The following is a 17,938-nucleotide window of genomic DNA, read 5'->3' as shown; positions in this document are numbered from 1 at the left end:
ATTTAGTTTAATTTCATTTCTTTAATGATATCTTGAATTTTCTGGTCTAAAAGTTGCTCAGTAGCTTTTACTTCAGACAAGTCGTGTAACGGTTCGTTTACACTGAAATAGAACTTAATCTTTGGCTCAGTACCACTTGGACGAGCTGCGATTTTCGTACCATCTTCAAGATAGTAAATCAACACGTTTGACTTAGGAACATCAATCGTTTCAATTTCATTTGTAATTAAGTTTTTAGCCTCACTACTTTGATAATCTTCAACACATACTACGCGTTGTCCGATAATTTCTGTTAATGGGTTTTGTCTTAATTGAACCATCATTTCTTTAATTTCTTCTGCTCCAGAAATACCTTTTTTCACAAGAGAAATTAAATGTTCTTTATAGAAACTATTATCAATGTAAAGGTTCATCAATTCTTGGAAGAATGAGCTTCCAGCAGCTTTTGCAATTGCAGCAATCTCACAAACTAATAACGTAGAAGCAACAGCATCTTTATCGCGTACTGCGTCACCTACCATATATCCGAAACTTTCTTCACCACCACCGATGAACTTTTGATCTGGACATTCGTTGATGAATTTAGCAATCCATTTGAATCCTGTTAAACCAACTTTACACTCTACATTGTAGCTTTCTGCTAAGTCTAACATCATAGGAGTCGATACAATTGTAGAACCGATAAATTCGTTTCCTTTGAATCCTTTGTTTCGTTTCCATTGCTCTAATAAGAAAGCAGTCATCATAACCATAGTTTGGTTACCATTTAACAATCTCATATTTCCATCAAGGTCACGTACTCCAATACCGATACGGTCAGAATCAGGGTCAGTACCAATAACGATATCTGCACCTTTTTCATCTGCTAATTCCATTGCCATTTTCAATGCTTCTGGCTCTTCTGGATTTGGAGATTTTACAGTTGGGAAGTCCCCATTTGGTTCTTCTTGTTCTTTTACAATGAATACATTTTTGTATCCAGCAGCTTCTAAAGTTCTTGGAATAAGTTTAATAGAAGTACCGTGTAAAGAAGTATAAGATATTTTTAATCCGTCTTTGATATTTTGAGGAGTATCAAAGCTTGCATTTTCAATTGTAGATTGGATGAACGCTTTGTCTAACTCTTCACCAACGTAAGTGATTAAGCTGTCGTTTCCGGTGAATTGTACTTCGTTATAGCTTAATGAATTGATTTCATCAATAACTGCAGCATCGTTTGGAGGAACAATTTGTCCACCATCTTGCCAGTACACTTTGTACCCGTTGTATTCAGGAGGGTTATGTGAAGCAGTCAATACAATACCAGCATTACAGTTGTAATGTCTAACAGCGAAAGACAACTCAGGAGTAGGACGCATTTCAGAGAATAAGTAAACCTTTATTCCATTTGCTGTAAAAACGTCAGCTACTACTTTCGCTAATTCTTGACTGTTATGACGACAGTCATAGTTAATAGCTACTTTCCACTCTTGTCCAGGGAAAGATTCTTTGATATAGTTAGATAAACCTTGTGTATTTTTACCCAAAGTATATTTGTTGATGCGGTTTGTACCGATACCCATAATACCACGCATACCACCTGTTCCAAATTCTAAGTTTTTGTAAAAACTATCTTTAAGTAGGGCAGGGTCAGTATCAATCATTGTTTGAACAGAAGCCTGTGTGTCAGCATCGAAAGGTGATTTTAACCACAATTCTGCTTTTGCTAAGATTTCTTTTTCTATTTGCATAATATTAAATTTTAGTGTGGATTAAAAACCGCGTTGTTCAGCGATTTTATATCTACTAATGTTTGTTCTCGTTTTTAAAATCATTTCTCCTAAGAAACCAGCAAGGAACATTTGTGTTCCAATTACCATTGTTGCTAAGGATATATAAAACCACGGATTCTGTGTAACCAAAATCGCTGTTTCATTGTTGTATAACTTGTACAATTTACTCATTCCAATACCAAAGGCAGCACAGAATCCAATACCAAAAGTTATTCCTCCTAAGGTACCGAAAAAATGCATTGGTCTTTTCCCAAATTTTGATAAAAACCAAATTGTAATAAGATCTAAGAAACCATAGATAAAACGGCTCATACCAAATTTAGTTGTACCGTATTTTCTTGCTTGGTGTTGTACTACTTTTTCACCGATATTGTCATATCCTTCATTCTTTGCAAGAACAGGAATGTAACGATGCATTTCACCGGATACTTCAATGTTTTTAATCACCTCGTTTTTATAGGCTTTTAATCCACAATTGAAATCGTTTAAAGTAACACCGGATGTTTTACGGGCAGCCCAATTGAATAATTTAGAAGGAAGGTTTTTAGCAATGACTGAGTCATATCTCTTTTTCTTCCAACCAGATACCATATCAAAACCATCAACAGTAATCATTTTGAATAACTCTGGGATTTCATCAGGACTGTCTTGTAAGTCGGCATCCATTGTAATGACTACATCTCCATTCGCTTGTGCAAATCCAGCGTGTAGTGCTTGTGATTTACCAAAGTTACGTTGAAAACGTATTCCTTTTGTATGAGAATCGTCATATGATAATTGTGAAATTATTTTCCAAGAATCATCTTTACTACCATCATCTACAAATAAGATTTCATACGAAAAGTCGTGCTCACGCATAACCTTCGTTATCCACTGATGCAGTTCGGGAAGCGACTCTGCTTCATTAAGCAAAGGAATTACAATTGATAAATTCATTTATTACTTGCGTTTCTTAGGCTGTTTTGGTTCAGCAATTACTTCTTCTATGTGTTCTTCAACAGGTGGAATAAATTCAGACTTGTTTTTAAAAATAGCAGCTAAAAGTAACCCTAAGATAGAGTTTCTCAATATACTACCAGCCCACATAAACAATTGAGATTTTGGTGCAAACTGACTGATGTCGCGTGCTTTTTGTAATTGTTCATCTATTTGGTCTTGTGGTAAACCTGAATTATCTAATGTTTGAATAAGCATTTCATACAATGCTTTATTTACGACATCTTTTGCCGCTGGGTCAACAACGTTAAACAATAAGTTATATACAATATAGTTTACGGTAACCCCAATAGTAATCATGATTAAGTAAGGAGTAAACGCCTCTCTAAAAGTTACATATCCACCACATTTGTTTTTAGCAACAAGGACAGATAAAATACCAAGACATACAACAACTCCCATATTGAAGAAACCTGCAAGTGTGTTGGCAAATAATGTTTGATCTGTGAAAAAGATAACACAGTTAAACAAGATATAATAGATGGCTAATATAATTCCAAAAGTGATTCCTACTTTATTTACGGTACTCTTCATTACGATTTTAATAGATATAATTGACAAATATACTAAAAATAACCCTTTACCTTTTGGTTACAATAAGAGAATATTAACATTAACTAACGAAGAATTGTACCCTATTACTAATGTCTTGGAAGAAGTTTGTGTAGCTGATTGAGCAGTAGGAGAGTATAAAACAAGAAGTGACTCTGTACATCACTTCTTGTTTATATGTTTTAGCTGGTTAAAGCGTTTGCGTTTGAGGTTTTAAGCCTGTCAATTGTTCTAACGACTTAAAGAAATCTTTTCTCATTTGTGGTGTCATATTCTTAACTCTTGCTTGTCCGTGGTCTTTACCAGGTAAAACAAAAGACTTAGAATTTACTTGTTTTGTTGGTATTACCATAGACGCACTCCAAGTGTCTGTTTCTCCATACACATAAAGAATGTTGTTTGCTTCTGTATCTAACCACGTTTTTACCTTTTGGATTAATTCGTCAGAAAATACGTCATATGTAGTTCCTTTTGGCATAAAAGTAGCCAGTGGATTTTGGTCAAAGCTAACGTATTGTTTGAAAGGTGTAATATCATACCCATAGTATCCTAATTGTGTGCCCGCTTGGTAAAAGTGTGAAGCAAAACGTTCAATTGTTTTATCGCTAAAGAAGTCGATGTTACTCACACTTAAAAAGTGCTCTGTTAGTTCGTCTAAGTTTGTAGTATTTGGAAATACAGTACAAGAATGCCCAGATTGCCAAAAGCCAAAACTATATTCTAATACTGCATATTCAAAAGCTTTTTCAAGAGAACCTAAGTAGTCAAAAGTCAAGTTAGCTCCTTTAGCATACCAATTTAGCTTTTCTAAGATTGCCTTTTTGTTTTTAAACAAGCTTATTTGAATAGTGTAAATCTTGTCGCGACACGTTTTATCTCCAACTTGTTCAAGAAAAGGGTAGATACGTGGTTCTTCTAAGGATTGGTTAAATGGTGCTACGTAAGGAATCGCTACATCAACATCATTAGGGTAGAAGTATTTGTAGTAAATAGCCGTTTGTCCACCTTTGCTAATACCCGTACTAATCCATTTTCCGTGGTATAATTCACGAAACAATTGGTTAATTTCGTGTAGATCGGTTGTTACTTGTTCCATTGTCAGAAATTCCCACGGTTTGCCATCAGGAATTGACTCGCCAAAATAGCGATGTTCTATATTGAGGTAATTACTGTTTAAGTAGCTTACCATTTCACTTGCGCGTACATATAAATTATACCCGTTGGTTTCCATAATCGTTGGTCTGTCAAAACCTCTGTGGTAGTAATGTACTTTTTGTTTAAAATACCCTTTAGAAGGGTCGTTGTGATCTACTAATTGTCGTATAAACAATTCATACAACAGATAGTCATCGTCATTTGTTTCTATCTGTTTAAAAGTTACATTCTTTAAATTGTAAAGTGCTTGTTCTACAACCTTTTTGTCGGGATGAGCAAAAGACAGTAAGTAGAAGCATAAAAAGAGTAAGGTAGTGAGTGTTTTTTGCATTGGTTTTGTGTGTTTGAAGGTGTTATAAAAATAGTTTAGGTTTATCAATATGATATAAATCCAAGTTTGAAGCCTTGGAAAGCAAAAAGATAGGGATTATACTTTGTTTGAACAAAAAATAATTTAAATACTTATTTGATAATTGAATTTTAGTTGTACATTTGCACACTGAAAAGTAAATAATTATAACAAAAAAGTTATCGGAAGTTTACACCTTTCTTGAAAATAGAAAGCTTCGGGACGGAAAATAACTCAAAATTTAAATAGAATTTATCATGAAAAAAGGTATTCACCCAGAAAATTACAGATTAGTAGCATTTAAAGATATGTCTAACGAAGACGTATTCATCACAAAATCAACAGTAGATACAAAAGAAACTATCGAAGTTGACGGAGTAGAATACCCAGTGTTCAAAATGGAGATCTCTCGTACATCTCACCCATTCTACACAGGTAAATCTAAACTTATCGATACTGCAGGACGTATTGACAAATTCAAAACTAAATACGCTAAATTCAAAAAATAATTTAGTATATCATATAATAAGAACCTCTCAAGCAATTGAGAGGTTTTTTTTTGGTCCGTTGTGAGAAAATGTTGTGTTTTTCCAGCTGATTAAAGTAACTTTGATTTCAATTAGAAAAAGATCCGATTAATTATGAATTATATTTTATTTGATGGAGACGTAAGAGAGGCATTATTGCCATTTACTTTTACTCGCCCAGTAGCTGATATACGTATTGGTATTCTTACAATTAGAGAAAAATGGGAGACTTACCTGCGTTATACTACAACTACATTAACGGAAGAATATTTGTCTGCTAAATTTCCAATGGTAGAGGTAGAAAACAATGTGATGATTAATGCATCATACTTGCCAAACCGTGAATTAGCTGACCTTATTTTAGACTTAGAGCCAATGCAGGCTGTAGTTTATCAAGAAGATATCATTGCTTTTTATACACAAGAAACACAAGAGGAAGTAGATTTTAATGATTATACATTAATTTCTTATGAAGGAGAGTTAATACAAGTTGCTAATAAATGGGATATTTTCCAAAAGAACGATGAGGCGCTTCGTGCTGACTTTGCTCTTGTTACGGAAGATAGAATATCAGAGCCAATCCCTTCTAATGTTAATGTAATTGCTCCAGAGAACGTATTTATTGAAGAAGGTGCAAAGTTAGCTTTTGTTACTTTAAATGCTTCTACAGGTCCAATTTACATCGGTAAGGACACCGAGATTATGGAAGGGTCAATTATTCGTGGACCTTTTGCTCTTTGTGAAGGTGCCCAAGTAAAATTGGGAACTAAAATATATGGTGCTACTACAGTTGGACCAGAGTGTAGAGTAGGAGGAGAAGTGAATAACTCTGTAATGTTCGGCTATTCAAACAAAGGACATGACGGATTCTTAGGGAACTCGGTTTTAGGGGAATGGTGTAATTTAGGAGCAGATACAAACAACTCTAACTTAAAGAACAACTATGCACCTGTTAAATTGTGGAACTATGAAACAGGTGATTATGAGAATACAGGTTTACAGTTCTGTGGATTAATGATGGGAGACCACAGTAAAAGTGGTATTAACACTATGTTTAATACAGGAACAGTAGTAGGTGTGTCTTGTAGTATTTTTGGAGGTGGTTTTCCTAAAACATTCTTGCCAAACTTTACTTGGGGTGGTGTAGAATCTACAGATCACTACAAAGTAGACAAGGCTATTGAGACAATGAAGATTGTAATGGAAAGAAGACATATCGAGTTAACACCAATTGATGAGGAGATAATTCGTCAAATTGCTGCAGATACTGAATTAGAGAGATTTCAACACAGTTTGAAAAGATAATATGAAAATGTGAAAAGGGGCTATCTCATTGAGATAGCCCCTTTTTTTATGCTTTGTTATTTATCATACACACTACAAGATACAATGTATTCTTAATAATATGATACTGTTTGTGGTCTGTCGTAATTAAAGTTAGGTAACGACATATCATATTGACTTGAATTAGCTCTAAAAATACTTGAACCAGCATCTGGCATTGTAGGGTAGAATATCAATGATATCGCTATTTTACTAAATACCAAGTAATCGTTATTCGCTACTACTCCAATACTAAAACGAGAATACAATTTTGAGTCTAAAAAGCGGTTGTTCTTATCTCCCATAAAAGCTGTTTCTATATTAAAGAATGGGTTAAAGCGAAATCCTTTCCATTCATACGGAGCGTAGGACTGCCATTGGTATGCCATTGAAAACCTACGTGTCCCCGTTATTTTTTGAGCTCTTATTCCTTGTATAACACCGTCTAAGCGCAATTCATCACCAACATTATCTATTCTATTAGTACCTAAAACTAATTGGGGGATGAAGAAATGACGGAACCTCCAATTGCCCATCATAAAGAGTTTAGTGAAATATGTACCTTCTAATCTAAATGCTCCTTGTTCTGCTTTATTGCCAAAGAAATAACTACCCCATTCTATGTTTCCTGCAAAATAACCTAATCTTGTATAACCTCCGATAGAGAATTTAGCACCAAAATAAGCGCGACGCTTAGAGTATTGGTCTTTCATTCCTCCTGTGATAGCAAATACCTTTCCAACTTGTACGTCCTCAATTAAGTTATAATTAAAGATATAACGGTCTTGTACATAGTTAATAGAGCTTAAACTAATAGAGGCAAGATAGGTCCTTTGATCTCGATAGTATTCTAAAGGATCATATATCTCATTAGGTGTTTTTAAAAAGTTCTGTTGCACATAGCGTAAAGACGTACGTAAATTTGTTATTACAGGTTTGTCTTTATAGCTTTTAAACAATGGTATGGAATATCCTGCCCAATAGTCATAAGTATTGTATTTGACAGACTCTAAACTGTATTTATCTTGTGCTTGATTTGGAAGTGAATCTCTTTTAAATCGTTGAGAAACACTTACTCCTCCTGCCCATTTAGTATAGGGTGAATAAAAAGGACGATCTACAACAACTCCTTTTACATAGTTCTGCCAAACATCTTGATTAAACAAAACATTGGCGCGTATAAAGGTGTTTTGAATGTTGTTTACAGAATAGCTGAAAAGCATTCCTTCTTTTCCTCTTTCTTTGTAACGCGAACGATATTGTAAGATTACATCGTGTCCAAAACCACCAAAATTACGGTCTGTCAGTTTAAAACGAAGGTTGTTTGTTGATAAGGAACCTGTTGGGTAAATACTCCACGAGTCTAACTCTCTAATTAACACGTCAACAGAGTCGGGAGATGAAGTAGGTATTGCATACATTGTAACCCTTCTCACAAAACGTTGGGTACGTATTAAACGTTCACTTTCCTTTATTTTAAGGGAGTCGAATTTATCTCCCTCTTTAAAAATAAGGTAATTACGAATGGTAAATTTCTTTGTTTTTAAGTGAAAGTTATTTCCAAGTTTTTCTAAGCTTTTTGTAGGCTTACGCAAAGAGTCGGAATCTGAATAACCAAAAGGATCTAAAGTGGTTATACGGATATTTCTAATAATTTTTCCTTCACCAAGTTCTAAGTGTTGGTCAAGTTTAAGTTCAGGAGCATTAGCAACAAGCTTTCTATTATTTTTATAAATAAGCTTATTGATTAATCTCCCAAACTTAGTTTTTTTATTGTTTTCCTCTAAGTTTTTAAAAATACGAGTAGTGTCGCGTTCTATAACTGTAGGGATTTCTGCTTTTGAATAATGTATAGTAGTTGTTGCTACGCTATCCATTTTTATAGGCTCTAATTCTTGTGCTTTTGAGGGCATCCAAAAGAATAAACATAAAAATAGTATGTAAAAGCAATCACGCATATCCGTTAATACAGTATAAAAAGTAAGGTTTTCTTATAACGATAAACTTACGTGTTTATTTCTAAATCACGAATATAATCTTCATATTCATAGAAAAATAATTCAAAAAGTCCCATTTTTTCATTAAAGAAGTCATAAATATCATTCCAAGTAGCTTTGTTATTGATACAAACATTTGTTTGTTCGATCCAAATACGACTTACAAGCTTTCCATTTTCTAAATAAAAGTTTTCTTCGAAGATAGCTTCAGGTAAATACTCTTCTAAAAGTATTGTTTTTAAAGACTCAATTTTTTGAAAATAAATAGTTCTTTTCTCTTCATCTTTATGTTCTATATCCAATAACACTTGTGCTTTTTTATTGTCAGCATAAAATTTAAATGCAAAGTCTTTAATCTTGGTATTGTGCAAAAGCCATTTACGAGGATAAACATCTGCAAATGTTATCCAAAACTCTCTTTTTATTCTTTGTGCTTCTTCTTTACTGAACATAGGTAATAAAATTGTAATTTTATAATACAAATAATTTGTAGCGCGAAGATATGACTTTTGAAACTTTTTTTCATCAAATACAAGCAATTAAAAGCACTGAGCTTCTTGGTATAGAGGCCCAAGAGGTTATGGTACCTACTGAAAGAAGACCGTATTTAGATGTAGAGAAATTTAAAGAGAGACATCCAAGAACCTCTGCTGTGATGATGCTTTTGTATCCTAAAGAAGGAGAAACTTCACTATTGTTGATTGAACGTGCAACTTATAAGGGAGTACATTCAGGACAAGTTGGGTTTCCTGGAGGGAAATTTGAGAAGTCAGATGTAGATTTAGAAACTACGGCTTTGCGTGAGACAATGGAAGAGGTAGGGATTACAGCCAATCAAATTGAGGTAATTAAACCTTTTACACAAGTCTATATTCCTCCAAGTAATTTTATAGTACAACCTTTTTTAGGTGTATTAACCGAAACTCCGCTTATTATTCCAAGCGACTACGAGGTTGCAAATATTATAGAGATGCCTTTAAACACTCTATTAGACGACTCAATTGTTCAAAATGTATATCTACAGACGAGTTATGCCGATTACATCAATGTACCTGCTTTTGTGTATAATGACTATACTATTTGGGGAGCTACTGCTATGATGTTAAGTGAGTTAAAGGAGACAATTAAGCTGTCGATTTAAATTTAATTGCTTTTTTAACGTTATTTTACACATTTACAGCTATTTACTTTTGTAATTTTCTTTTTTTAGTCGTAATTCTGTACTAATTATAAGTATTTTAGGTTAGTCTATTCCAAAAGTTGTAAATTTGCAGTTCGCTTTAATGAGTGTTGAATATGGGATTGTTTAAAAGAAATCCATTTGGACATATATTGTTCTTAAAGAAATGGATTATTAGAGTATTTGGTTTTGCAACGCATCAACGCTTCAGAGGTTTCAATGATTTAAAGATAGAAGGATCTGAAGTACTGCGTAATTTACCAGATAGAAATGTTTTGTTTATATCTAATCACCAAACATATTTTGCAGACGTAGTGGCAATGTTTCACGTGTTTAATGCAAGTTTAAAAGGTCGTGACGATTCAATTAAAAACATTATGTACATCTGGCATCCTAAGTTAAATGTGTACTATGTAGCTGCGGCAGAAACAATGAAGTCGGGTATCTTACCTCGAATATTGTCGTATGTAGGAGCTATCACAGTAGATAGAACTTGGAGAAGTAAAGGTGTGGAATTAACAGAAAAGAAAAAGGTTAATAAGGATCAGGTAGAGAATATCCATACAGCTTTAGAAGATGGTTGGGTTATTACTTTTCCACAAGGTACTACTAAGTCGTTTAAACCAATTAGAAAGGGAACAGCTCATATTATCAAGAATTACAAGCCAGTGGTTGTACCAATTGTAATTGACGGTTTCAGAAGATCGTTTGATAAAAAAGGATTGTACCTGAAGAAAAAAGGTATTCTACAGTCAATGGTGATTAAAGAACCTTTGGAAATAGATTATGAAAACGATACAATTGATATGATCGTAGAGAAAGTTGAAATGGCTATTGAGCAACATCCTTCTTTCTTAAAGGTTATCCCTCAAGAGTTTTTAGAACAAGAACAGGAGTTGAATAAACTTCGTAGATATGAATAAAAAAAGACGAGCACATTGCTCGTCTTTTTTGTTTTAGGAACGTTTTATAAAGCTAACACTTGATTCATGAACTTCTCAACTTCTGGCGAATCGTAATCAACACCTCCTACGATGCGTTGTACTAAATTCCCCTTCTTGTCAAAAATTATAGTTGTTGGAACTGAAGTTCCTAAATAGTGTTCTGAGATATTACCTCCAGGAATGTATACTGGTAATGTGTACCTTTTCTTATCCATAAAGGCTTTTGATTTAGCGTATTGTGAATCCACATCTACCATCATAAAGACAACGTCTTTTTTAGCAAACTTGTCTTTTAGGGCTTGAATGGATGGCATTTCCTTGATACAAGGAGGACACCACGTTGCCCAAAAGTTTACAAAGACAACTTTTCCTTGTAATGAACTTAAAGATACTTTTTTACCATCACCATCTAAGAAAACAGCATCTACTTTAGAACTGTTAATCGTTGGTGGATTGCCCTCTGCTACTGTTGCTGCGTAAGAAGTAAATGAGTGTGTACTCATTAAGGCAATTGCTCCGAAAGCAATTGCTTTTTTTACTGATTTAAAAATAGGTTTCATATTTTGCTGTTTTATATTTTACATAGCTACTTTACCTTCTTTCATTTCTTCAGAAGGTTTATTGATGATTAAATCGTCAAGGGCTAACTGCCCAAATACTTCTGTTATTGTATCTAATTGAGCACCCATTTTCACAGGTATTCTCTTTAAGTTTTGCTCTTTGTCTAAGGTTAGAACAAAAGTACCTGCTTGTGAACGCAAAATGCTTTTAGTGTTTACCCAATAAGTAGGATTATGGCGTTGTAAGTTTAACTGTACTTGAGCGTAATCTCCTCCTTTAAAATTCTTGTCTTTATTGTCAATATCAAACTCTAAAGTCAATGAACGGTCTTGGTTGTTTAACAAGCCTGAAGTACGCGATAATTGTGTGTCAAACTTTTGACCTGGTGCGCCACTTACCGTAAAAGTAGCTGTCATTTCATCAGGAACAGCCGCTGCGTGTTTTTCTGGAATAGAAACCGTTAAGCGCAACTTTCCATTCTGTGCCATTGCAAATACAGGTTGAGCTCCGTTGTTTCCAACTAAAGACCCTGTAGACAAATATCTATCCGTAATAATTCCGTCAAACGGAGCTGTAATGCGTAAATAATCTTGTTGTTGATACGCTTGAGCAGTACTTGCTTTAGCAGATTCATAAGCTGCTTTAGCACTATTCATATTACTTTGTGCGCGTTCTAATTCGATTAAGGCAACAGCACCACTGGTTTTAGAAGCATCAACTAAACGCTCATATACTTGTTTCGCAAGAAGATAATCTGTGTGTACTTTTTGTTCGGCCGACTTGTCTGATAAATGGCGTTGATTTACTTCAGGAGCTTCTAATAACGCCAATAATTGCCCTTTTTTTACTTGATCTCCCCGGTCAACGTAAAGCGTTTTTATAAAACCAGAAACCTTTGAATACAAGGCTACTTGTTCATACGGTTTCATTTCACCGGGAACTGAAACTGTATAAGAAAGATTAATATGTTGAATAGGCGAAGTAGTAATGGTTACTTTAGCCGTTTCTGTTGTTGGTGTTGTAGTTTGCTGTTCTTCTTTAGACGAGCAAGCTGTTAGTAAAACTGAGAATGCAAGCACTGCTTTCACAGGGAATGAAAATAAAAAAGTTTTCATACTATATTGAAATTTTTGAGTCATTGTTAATTAGTTTCTACTTCGTAATATTTACTGTCTTTATCATCAGGGTCTAATGAAGGACCAACGATGCTTGACTTCGCCATCATAGAGGTAAAGAAATGAGGTAGCAACAACAGAATTGTGATTGTTGAAGCAATTAATCCTCCGATTACCGCTTGTCCTAATGGAGCTACTTGTTCTCCACCATCTCCAAGTCCTAACGACATTGGTAACATACCTGCAATCATCGCCGCTGCTGTCATTAAAATCGGGCGCAAACGAGATGAAGCCGCTAATCTTGCTGCATTAACAGGGCGTAGGCGTACTTCTTTTCGGTAGTGTTCTGCTTGGTTAATCAAGAGAACAGCATTGGAAACAGAAACTCCAATCGACATAATGATTCCCATATACGACTGTAAGTTTAGCGTACTACCACTTAGGAATAGAACAATTAAGCTACCTGTGATTACAGCTGGTAATACTGATAAAATAACTAACGGTAGGCGGAACGATTGATAGAAGGCAGATAACATCAAGTAAATTGTAATTACCGCTACTCCTAAACCGATTAATAAGTTACCTAAGGTTTCGTCTAATAAATTAAGTGTACCTTCTGTCCATACCATTGTACCTCTCGGTGCTTCTCCCACATTAGCAATGGCTTTTTTAACTGCTTTAGAAGCCGATCCTAAGTCTTTTTGATGAATATTAGCAATAATGGTAACATAGCGGTTTGGACCTTTACGGTTTACTTGTGCCGCTTCAGGAACGCGAGTAATTGTTGCCACATCGTCTAAAGTAGGGCGTAGGCTTCCTTTTTTCAAAGGCATAGCACGTAGTGTTTGTTCGCTATTCATATCTCCTTCCGGAATCTGAACTTGCACCTGGAATACTAATCCCGAATTAGGGTCAACCCATAAGTTTTTGTCAGTAAAACGCGTAGATGAAGTTGCTGTAGCTAAACTTTTAGTAACGTCTCTCATCGTCAAACCAAATTGTCCTAATAAATCTCTGTCCACTTCAATTTGTAAAGAAGGATAAGCAAGCGGTTCTGCTATGCGTATATCTCTTAAATAAGGAATTTGTTTTAACTCAGCTTCAATTTTCTTAGCGTGTCCCTCTGCCACTTTTATTTGGCGAGAACCTACTTTTACTTCAATTGGCGTCATAGCACCTTGTCCCATAATCTTTTCAACCAACTCCATCGGTTCAAAGTTGATTTGTACATCAGGTCTGTTTTCTGCTACTAAAAGGCGAATCTTTTCTTTTAGTTCAACCATAGAACCAGTGTATATGCTTTGGTCAACAGCTACTTGTAATACGGCTTCGTGAGAGGCATTTGTAAACAAGAAAATAGGGTTAATTGGCGTACCTGACGGTTGCATACCCACATAAGCTGAGGTAATAGACAACCCATTTTCAGGTAGAATAGACTTGATGTCACCAATGATATCCTTGACAATCCCCTCTGTTTTTTCTAAGCGACTTCCTTGTGGTGCTTCAATTCTAATTTGGAAATCTCCACTGTTAGACGTTGGCATAATATCCATTCCAATTACAGGCAATAACAGAGCTATAGCACCAATAGCAATCGCAACATACCCTATAAATAATACTCTTGAACGTTTATGTGAAACACGCACCACTTGCGAATAACGCAGTCTGAACTTCTCAAAAAATTTGCGTTGTCTTTTAGTCTTAGATTTGTAAACTTTCTTCAACTTGTTTTTCATTAACCAGTTTGCCAAAATAGGCACAAAAGTTTGAGAAGCTAAGAAAGAGAATATCATTGCAAAAGCTACTGCCATAGATAGAGGCATAAACATATCTCTTGGGATTCCCGCCATAATAAATGCTGGCGTTAATACAGCAAGAATACACAGTAAAATCAGTAATTTAGGAATAGATATTTCTAACAACGCATCTAAAATAGCCTTAGGCTTTCGCTTGCCCATTTCCATATGTTGGTGAATATTCTCAATGGTTACGGTGGCTTCATCGACGAGGATACCAATTGACAAGGCAAGACCACTTAAAGTCATAATGTTAATGGTCTGACCAAAGAAGTATAGGGTAGCAACCGCCGACAAAATAGCAACAGGAATGGTTAGAATTACGATTAACGCTCCACGGGGATCTCCTAAGAAAAGGAAAATCATCAGTCCTGTAAACAAAGCACCTAAAATACCTTCGTGAATTAAGTTTGTCAACGAACGCTCAATGTATTTCGATTGGTCAAATTCATAGCGAATACTCACGTCTTCTGGAAGGGTGTTTTTAAGCATTGGCAGCGACTCTTTCAAGTTGTTTACCACGTCAATTGTAGAGGCATCTGCCTTTTTGATAATAGGCAAGTAAACAGAACGAGAGCCGTTAATTAAAGCATACCCCGTTGTTTGGTCAGCCGCATCTTGTACATTAGCAACATCCTTGATATAGATTGTTCTACCGTCTTTATTCTTAATTGGTGTGTTTAAGAAAGTCTCTTGATTTTTGGCAATTGAGTTAATCGGCGCCATTAAGTTTTCTTCTCCAATGCGGATATTACCAGCAGGAGAAGGGTGGCTATTCTGTGTAATAGCAAGTGTTACTTCTTCTGGGTTTAAGCCATTTGCTTGCATTGCTTGTTGGTCTAAGCTAATTACAATCGAACGCACGTTTCCACCAAAAGGAGCAGGAGCTGTAACCCCAGGAATTTGCACAAACATTGGTCTAATGCGCGTTTGTACCATTGTTTGTAGTTCTGTGATAGAACGCTGAGAACTCTCAAAAACTAATTGTCCCACAGGCAGTGAACTACCGTCAAAACGCACCACCATAGGAGGTACCGCACCAGGAGGTAAGAATCCCATTGCACGCGATACTTGGGTAGAAACTTCTCCCGCTGCTTGTGCCATATCTGTACCAGGATAAAACGAAAGTTTCATCAACGTTAATCCTTGTACACTTTTAAAGTCAATATTTTGAACTCCCCCTACGAAAAGTAATACCTTTTGGAACTCATTAGCCATAAAACCATCCATATAAGCTGGAGATAGTCCACCATACGGCATAGCAATGTAAATAGAAGGCAATTCTATTTCAGGGAATATATCTACGTTTATTTTTTTAATTGCATTAACTGATAAAAAGCCCATTGCTAATACGATAATCATAATCGCAATCGGTTTCCTCAATGCAAATCGAATAAGATTCATAGTAAGTTGAATTAAAGATTGTTGAAAAGAAATTGGAAATCAGTGGTCAATGTTGCTTGTGCTACTAATTGTAACCAATACTGTTGAGATGCTTCTATATGCGTTTTCTCAGCTTGTTGCAATAGCGATTGAATCTGCAATAATTCACTCAAAGCAATTAAACCACTTTTATAACGTGCTAAATACATTGTGTAAGCCTGATGTGCTTGCTCAATAGCCTGTTTTGTCTTTTGCAATTGCTTTTGTTGCTCATTGATTTTAGCGATGCTCGACGCCAATTGCGCTTGCATTTGTTGGCTGTATTGTTCCTTTTGAAAATCAACACTCTTAGCCATTTTAGCAAAGTTTTCTTGCTTGTGCTTATTCGTAAAAAGAGTTGTAAAGTTCCACGTTAGTCCAACACCAACCAGATAGTTATCTACGCTATTTGAGAAACCATCTTTCCAACGATCAGATACATAACCAGACTTGTCTATTCCAGACCCTCTAACAGCATATCCTCCTAAAACTTTGAAGGATGGTAATCCACTGCGAGCGATAGATTTACTTGAATGCATCAGTGATTCCGATTGGTGTTCAAGTGATTGTAAGAAAGGGTGATTGTTTTCAATTGCTGTAGCAGGTTGATTTTCAATTGTAGAAAATGTTAGAAAACGCTCGGTTTCAATTGTATTCATTCCGCTTTCTTCCCCCGTTAGTTCAGCTAAGTGTATAAGCGAACTTTCCTTATTTCCTTGCCATAAGTCTTGCTGACTCAACGCTTGTAAATAAGAAGAATGTGCCAGTAAACTATCAGCTTGTGGTTTCATTCCTGCTGCAGTTAAACTGGCAGTAATACGTTGTACTTCATTGAGGCGATTGGTGTTTTTCTGTGTCCAATCTAAGTTAGCCTCATTGTATAAAGTACGGATATAGCGAGTTGTCAGTTCCTTTTTGAGTTGAATAGCATAAGCCTCTTTATCAGCAATAGACTTATTTAAAGAAGCCTTCGTTGCTTTAGTAGCTTGTTTTTGTTTGCCAAAAGCAAATACTTCCCATTCCACAACAGCAGAGCCGAAAGTGTTCATTGTATTATCTGCTCCGTCAAACGCATCAGGATTACCACTTACGTTAAAAAAACCAGGTTGCGGAAAGAAAGCACCATTGCTACCTTCAAACGAACCATAAGAGTTTTGTGCTTGAATGCGAAGTTGTGGTAACGCTTCCGTTTTAGAAGATTTATAATGATGTTGTGCAGCATCTACAGAGGCATTTTTAGCTTGTAGTCCCACATAGTTTTGTTCAGTTTTTTCCCACAAATCAATTAGTGAAAATTGAGGCGTATTTTGGGCGTACCCCCATTGAGCAGTAAGAGTAATCACTCCTACAACAGCGGTTGTAAAAAGGTGTTTTTTCATCATCAGGAAGATTTTGAAAAGGCTGTAAAAGCTTGATAGCCTTGATTAATTTGAAAAATTTAAGCATAGTAATGCTTACCCAATAGTGTGAATATTGCGTAGCTAAATCGTTGCTTTTAAATCAAATTCTAAAATTCTGATGTTGTATAAACAGAGGTAAGTTTCCTCTAAGCAGCGTATTGCTACTATACAGAGGGTGAACAGTGAAGTCTTTTAAAAACGCAAAGCCAAAAAAGAAGAAAACAAAAGTAGAGATAAGCAAGGCAACATAAGGGTTGCTGATATCTACACCTGCTTTTTGTATCACAATATCGCTATCAGCAGTGAATTGATTCTGACAATTCTCTGGGCTAAAAACAACTTTGTTACTGTGCTTTGGTTTATTGGGTTTAGTGCTTTGTTCAATAGAAGTTAAGTCATTTGTGCTAAGAGCAGAAATAGTAGCTTGAACAGTACACGAAGATAAAATAACCCACAAAAGACTAAATAGGGCAAAGAACCTTTGACCTTGAGATTTAATGTTATGTGAATTGATTTTTTTCATATTACGCAAACATATATGTTTCTGTTAATAGTTCAAAGGAATAAATGACAAAGATTTGTTAATAGCAAAAGAGGCTATGAATAGATGTTATGAGGTGTTTTAAAATAAAAAGAGGTAGTTTTTTGAGGTAAAAAGGTATGTTTTTCTGTTTTTTTGGTTAAAAAAATGTCTAAAAGTGCATTTTCTCTTGTTTATTAAGTGTAATAGAGGTGTTTTTAAAAATGATTTATATGACGTATTTATAGCCTTTAAGTCAGCAATAATAACGGCTTTAGCTATGTATTTGTTTAGGGTTTAATGTAGTTAAATAGGAACCTTGTTCGACA

Annotated in this window: 15 protein-coding genes; 4 read left to right on the top strand and 11 right to left on the bottom strand. The window is 35.3% G+C overall.

Going from position 1 to position 17,938, the window contains the following annotated elements; all coding sequences use genetic code 11:
• Positions 1–2: 2 nt before the first annotated feature.
• From GQS07_RS00455 to GQS07_RS00440, 4 genes are all read right to left on the bottom strand, one after another.
• Positions 3–1,730, bottom strand: a complete 1,728-nt coding sequence (locus GQS07_RS00455; protein WP_158209182.1) for a phospho-sugar mutase — start codon at positions 1,728–1,730, stop codon at positions 3–5.
• 21 nt (positions 1,731–1,751) lie between these two features.
• A complete protein-coding gene (locus GQS07_RS00450) occupies positions 1,752–2,708 on the bottom strand; it encodes a glycosyltransferase family 2 protein (protein WP_158209181.1) in 957 nt (318 codons plus the stop codon).
• Positions 2,709–2,711: 3 nt separating this feature from the next.
• The gene (locus tag GQS07_RS00445; RefSeq protein ID WP_158209180.1) at positions 2,712–3,302 is read right to left on the bottom strand and encodes a DUF4199 domain-containing protein; all 591 of its coding nucleotides are present in this window, start codon (positions 3,300–3,302) and stop codon (positions 2,712–2,714) included.
• A gap of 208 nt (positions 3,303–3,510) precedes the next feature.
• Positions 3,511–4,806 (bottom strand): S28 family serine protease, encoded by a 1,296-nt coding sequence (locus tag GQS07_RS00440; RefSeq protein WP_158209179.1) that lies wholly within the window; start codon positions 4,804–4,806, stop codon positions 3,511–3,513.
• A gap of 275 nt (positions 4,807–5,081) precedes the next feature.
• Here GQS07_RS00440 and GQS07_RS00435 point away from each other — a divergent pair, with 275 nt between their 5' ends.
• Both GQS07_RS00435 and GQS07_RS00430 read left to right on the top strand, forming a co-directional pair.
• Positions 5,082–5,333, top strand: coding sequence for a type B 50S ribosomal protein L31 (locus GQS07_RS00435; protein WP_090407597.1), 252 nt, complete (start codon positions 5,082–5,084; stop codon positions 5,331–5,333).
• 132 nt (positions 5,334–5,465) lie between these two features.
• Positions 5,466–6,656 (top strand): GlmU family protein, encoded by a 1,191-nt coding sequence (locus GQS07_RS00430; RefSeq protein ID WP_158209178.1) that lies wholly within the window; start codon positions 5,466–5,468, stop codon positions 6,654–6,656.
• 92 nt (positions 6,657–6,748) lie between these two features.
• On the opposite strand, the gene GQS07_RS00425 is transcribed toward GQS07_RS00430, so the two are convergent.
• Both GQS07_RS00425 and GQS07_RS00420 read right to left on the bottom strand, forming a co-directional pair.
• Positions 6,749–8,551 carry a hypothetical protein gene (locus tag GQS07_RS00425; RefSeq protein ID WP_233269291.1) on the bottom strand — a complete coding sequence of 601 codons (1,803 nt, stop codon included), beginning with the start codon at positions 8,549–8,551 and terminating at the stop codon, positions 6,749–6,751.
• A gap of 128 nt (positions 8,552–8,679) precedes the next feature.
• Positions 8,680–9,123: a DUF4268 domain-containing protein gene (locus GQS07_RS00420; RefSeq protein ID WP_158209176.1), complete on the bottom strand. Its 444-nt coding sequence runs from the start codon at positions 9,121–9,123 to the stop codon at positions 8,680–8,682.
• A gap of 50 nt (positions 9,124–9,173) precedes the next feature.
• On the opposite strand from GQS07_RS00420, the gene GQS07_RS00415 reads away from it, so the two are divergent.
• Together GQS07_RS00415 and GQS07_RS00410 are read left to right on the top strand one after the other, a co-directional pair.
• Positions 9,174–9,812 (top strand): NUDIX hydrolase, encoded by a 639-nt coding sequence (locus GQS07_RS00415; protein ID WP_158209175.1) that lies wholly within the window; start codon positions 9,174–9,176, stop codon positions 9,810–9,812.
• A 155-nt stretch (positions 9,813–9,967) separates the two neighbouring features.
• Positions 9,968–10,774 (top strand): lysophospholipid acyltransferase family protein, encoded by an 807-nt coding sequence (locus GQS07_RS00410; RefSeq protein ID WP_158209174.1) that lies wholly within the window; start codon positions 9,968–9,970, stop codon positions 10,772–10,774.
• 44 nt (positions 10,775–10,818) lie between these two features.
• Here the strand turns inward: GQS07_RS00410 and GQS07_RS00405 are convergent, their stop codons facing one another.
• The 5 genes from GQS07_RS00405 to GQS07_RS00385 form a co-directional block, all read right to left on the bottom strand.
• Positions 10,819–11,355 (bottom strand): TlpA family protein disulfide reductase, encoded by a 537-nt coding sequence (locus tag GQS07_RS00405; protein ID WP_158209173.1) that lies wholly within the window; start codon positions 11,353–11,355, stop codon positions 10,819–10,821.
• 18 nt (positions 11,356–11,373) lie between these two features.
• Positions 11,374–12,471, bottom strand: coding sequence for an efflux RND transporter periplasmic adaptor subunit (locus tag GQS07_RS00400; protein WP_158209172.1), 1,098 nt, complete (start codon positions 12,469–12,471; stop codon positions 11,374–11,376).
• A gap of 26 nt (positions 12,472–12,497) precedes the next feature.
• Positions 12,498–15,671 carry an efflux RND transporter permease subunit gene (locus GQS07_RS00395; RefSeq protein ID WP_158209171.1) on the bottom strand — a complete coding sequence of 1,058 codons (3,174 nt, stop codon included), beginning with the start codon at positions 15,669–15,671 and terminating at the stop codon, positions 12,498–12,500.
• An 11-nt stretch (positions 15,672–15,682) separates the two neighbouring features.
• Entirely contained in the window at positions 15,683–17,071 is a 1,389-nt protein-coding gene (locus GQS07_RS00390) for a TolC family protein (RefSeq protein WP_158209170.1), read from the bottom strand.
• Positions 17,072–17,189: 118 nt separating this feature from the next.
• The gene (locus tag GQS07_RS00385) at positions 17,190–17,612 is read right to left on the bottom strand and encodes a hypothetical protein (RefSeq protein WP_158209169.1); all 423 of its coding nucleotides are present in this window, start codon (positions 17,610–17,612) and stop codon (positions 17,190–17,192) included.
• Positions 17,613–17,938 lie beyond the last annotated feature (326 nt).

Origin of the sequence: Myroides phaeus, from assembly GCF_009799805.1 — a bacterium.
Taxonomy (GTDB): Bacteria; Bacteroidota; Bacteroidia; order Flavobacteriales; family Flavobacteriaceae; genus Flavobacterium; species Flavobacterium phaeum_A.
Note: the sequence above shows the minus strand (reverse complement) of the source record. Positions and strands in the feature narration are given on the sequence as shown.

What these genes read in the sequence shown, in the direction of transcription:
- GQS07_RS00435 (WP_090407597.1), top strand. Translation starts at nt 5,082, where the DNA reads ATGAAAAAAGGTATTCACCCAGAAAATTACAGATTAGTAGCATTTAAA.
- GQS07_RS00385 (WP_158209169.1), bottom strand. Translation starts at nt 17,612, where the DNA reads ATGAAAAAAATCAATTCACATAACATTAAATCTCAAGGTCAAAGGTTC.
- GQS07_RS00405 (WP_158209173.1), bottom strand. Translation starts at nt 11,355, where the DNA reads ATGAAACCTATTTTTAAATCAGTAAAAAAAGCAATTGCTTTCGGAGCA.
- GQS07_RS00410 (WP_158209174.1), top strand. Translation starts at nt 9,968, where the DNA reads ATGGGATTGTTTAAAAGAAATCCATTTGGACATATATTGTTCTTAAAG.
- GQS07_RS00425 (WP_233269291.1), bottom strand. Translation starts at nt 8,551, where the DNA reads ATGGATAGCGTAGCAACAACTACTATACATTATTCAAAAGCAGAAATC.
- GQS07_RS00395 (WP_158209171.1), bottom strand. Translation starts at nt 15,671, where the DNA reads ATGAATCTTATTCGATTTGCATTGAGGAAACCGATTGCGATTATGATT.
- GQS07_RS00415 (WP_158209175.1), top strand. Translation starts at nt 9,174, where the DNA reads ATGACTTTTGAAACTTTTTTTCATCAAATACAAGCAATTAAAAGCACT.
- GQS07_RS00390 (WP_158209170.1), bottom strand. Translation starts at nt 17,071, where the DNA reads ATGATGAAAAAACACCTTTTTACAACCGCTGTTGTAGGAGTGATTACT.
- GQS07_RS00445 (WP_158209180.1), bottom strand. Translation starts at nt 3,302, where the DNA reads ATGAAGAGTACCGTAAATAAAGTAGGAATCACTTTTGGAATTATATTA.
- GQS07_RS00440 (WP_158209179.1), bottom strand. Translation starts at nt 4,806, where the DNA reads ATGCAAAAAACACTCACTACCTTACTCTTTTTATGCTTCTACTTACTG.
- GQS07_RS00455 (WP_158209182.1), bottom strand. Translation starts at nt 1,730, where the DNA reads ATGCAAATAGAAAAAGAAATCTTAGCAAAAGCAGAATTGTGGTTAAAA.
- GQS07_RS00420 (WP_158209176.1), bottom strand. Translation starts at nt 9,123, where the DNA reads ATGTTCAGTAAAGAAGAAGCACAAAGAATAAAAAGAGAGTTTTGGATA.
- GQS07_RS00450 (WP_158209181.1), bottom strand. Translation starts at nt 2,708, where the DNA reads ATGAATTTATCAATTGTAATTCCTTTGCTTAATGAAGCAGAGTCGCTT.
- GQS07_RS00400 (WP_158209172.1), bottom strand. Translation starts at nt 12,471, where the DNA reads ATGAAAACTTTTTTATTTTCATTCCCTGTGAAAGCAGTGCTTGCATTC.
- GQS07_RS00430 (WP_158209178.1), top strand. Translation starts at nt 5,466, where the DNA reads ATGAATTATATTTTATTTGATGGAGACGTAAGAGAGGCATTATTGCCA.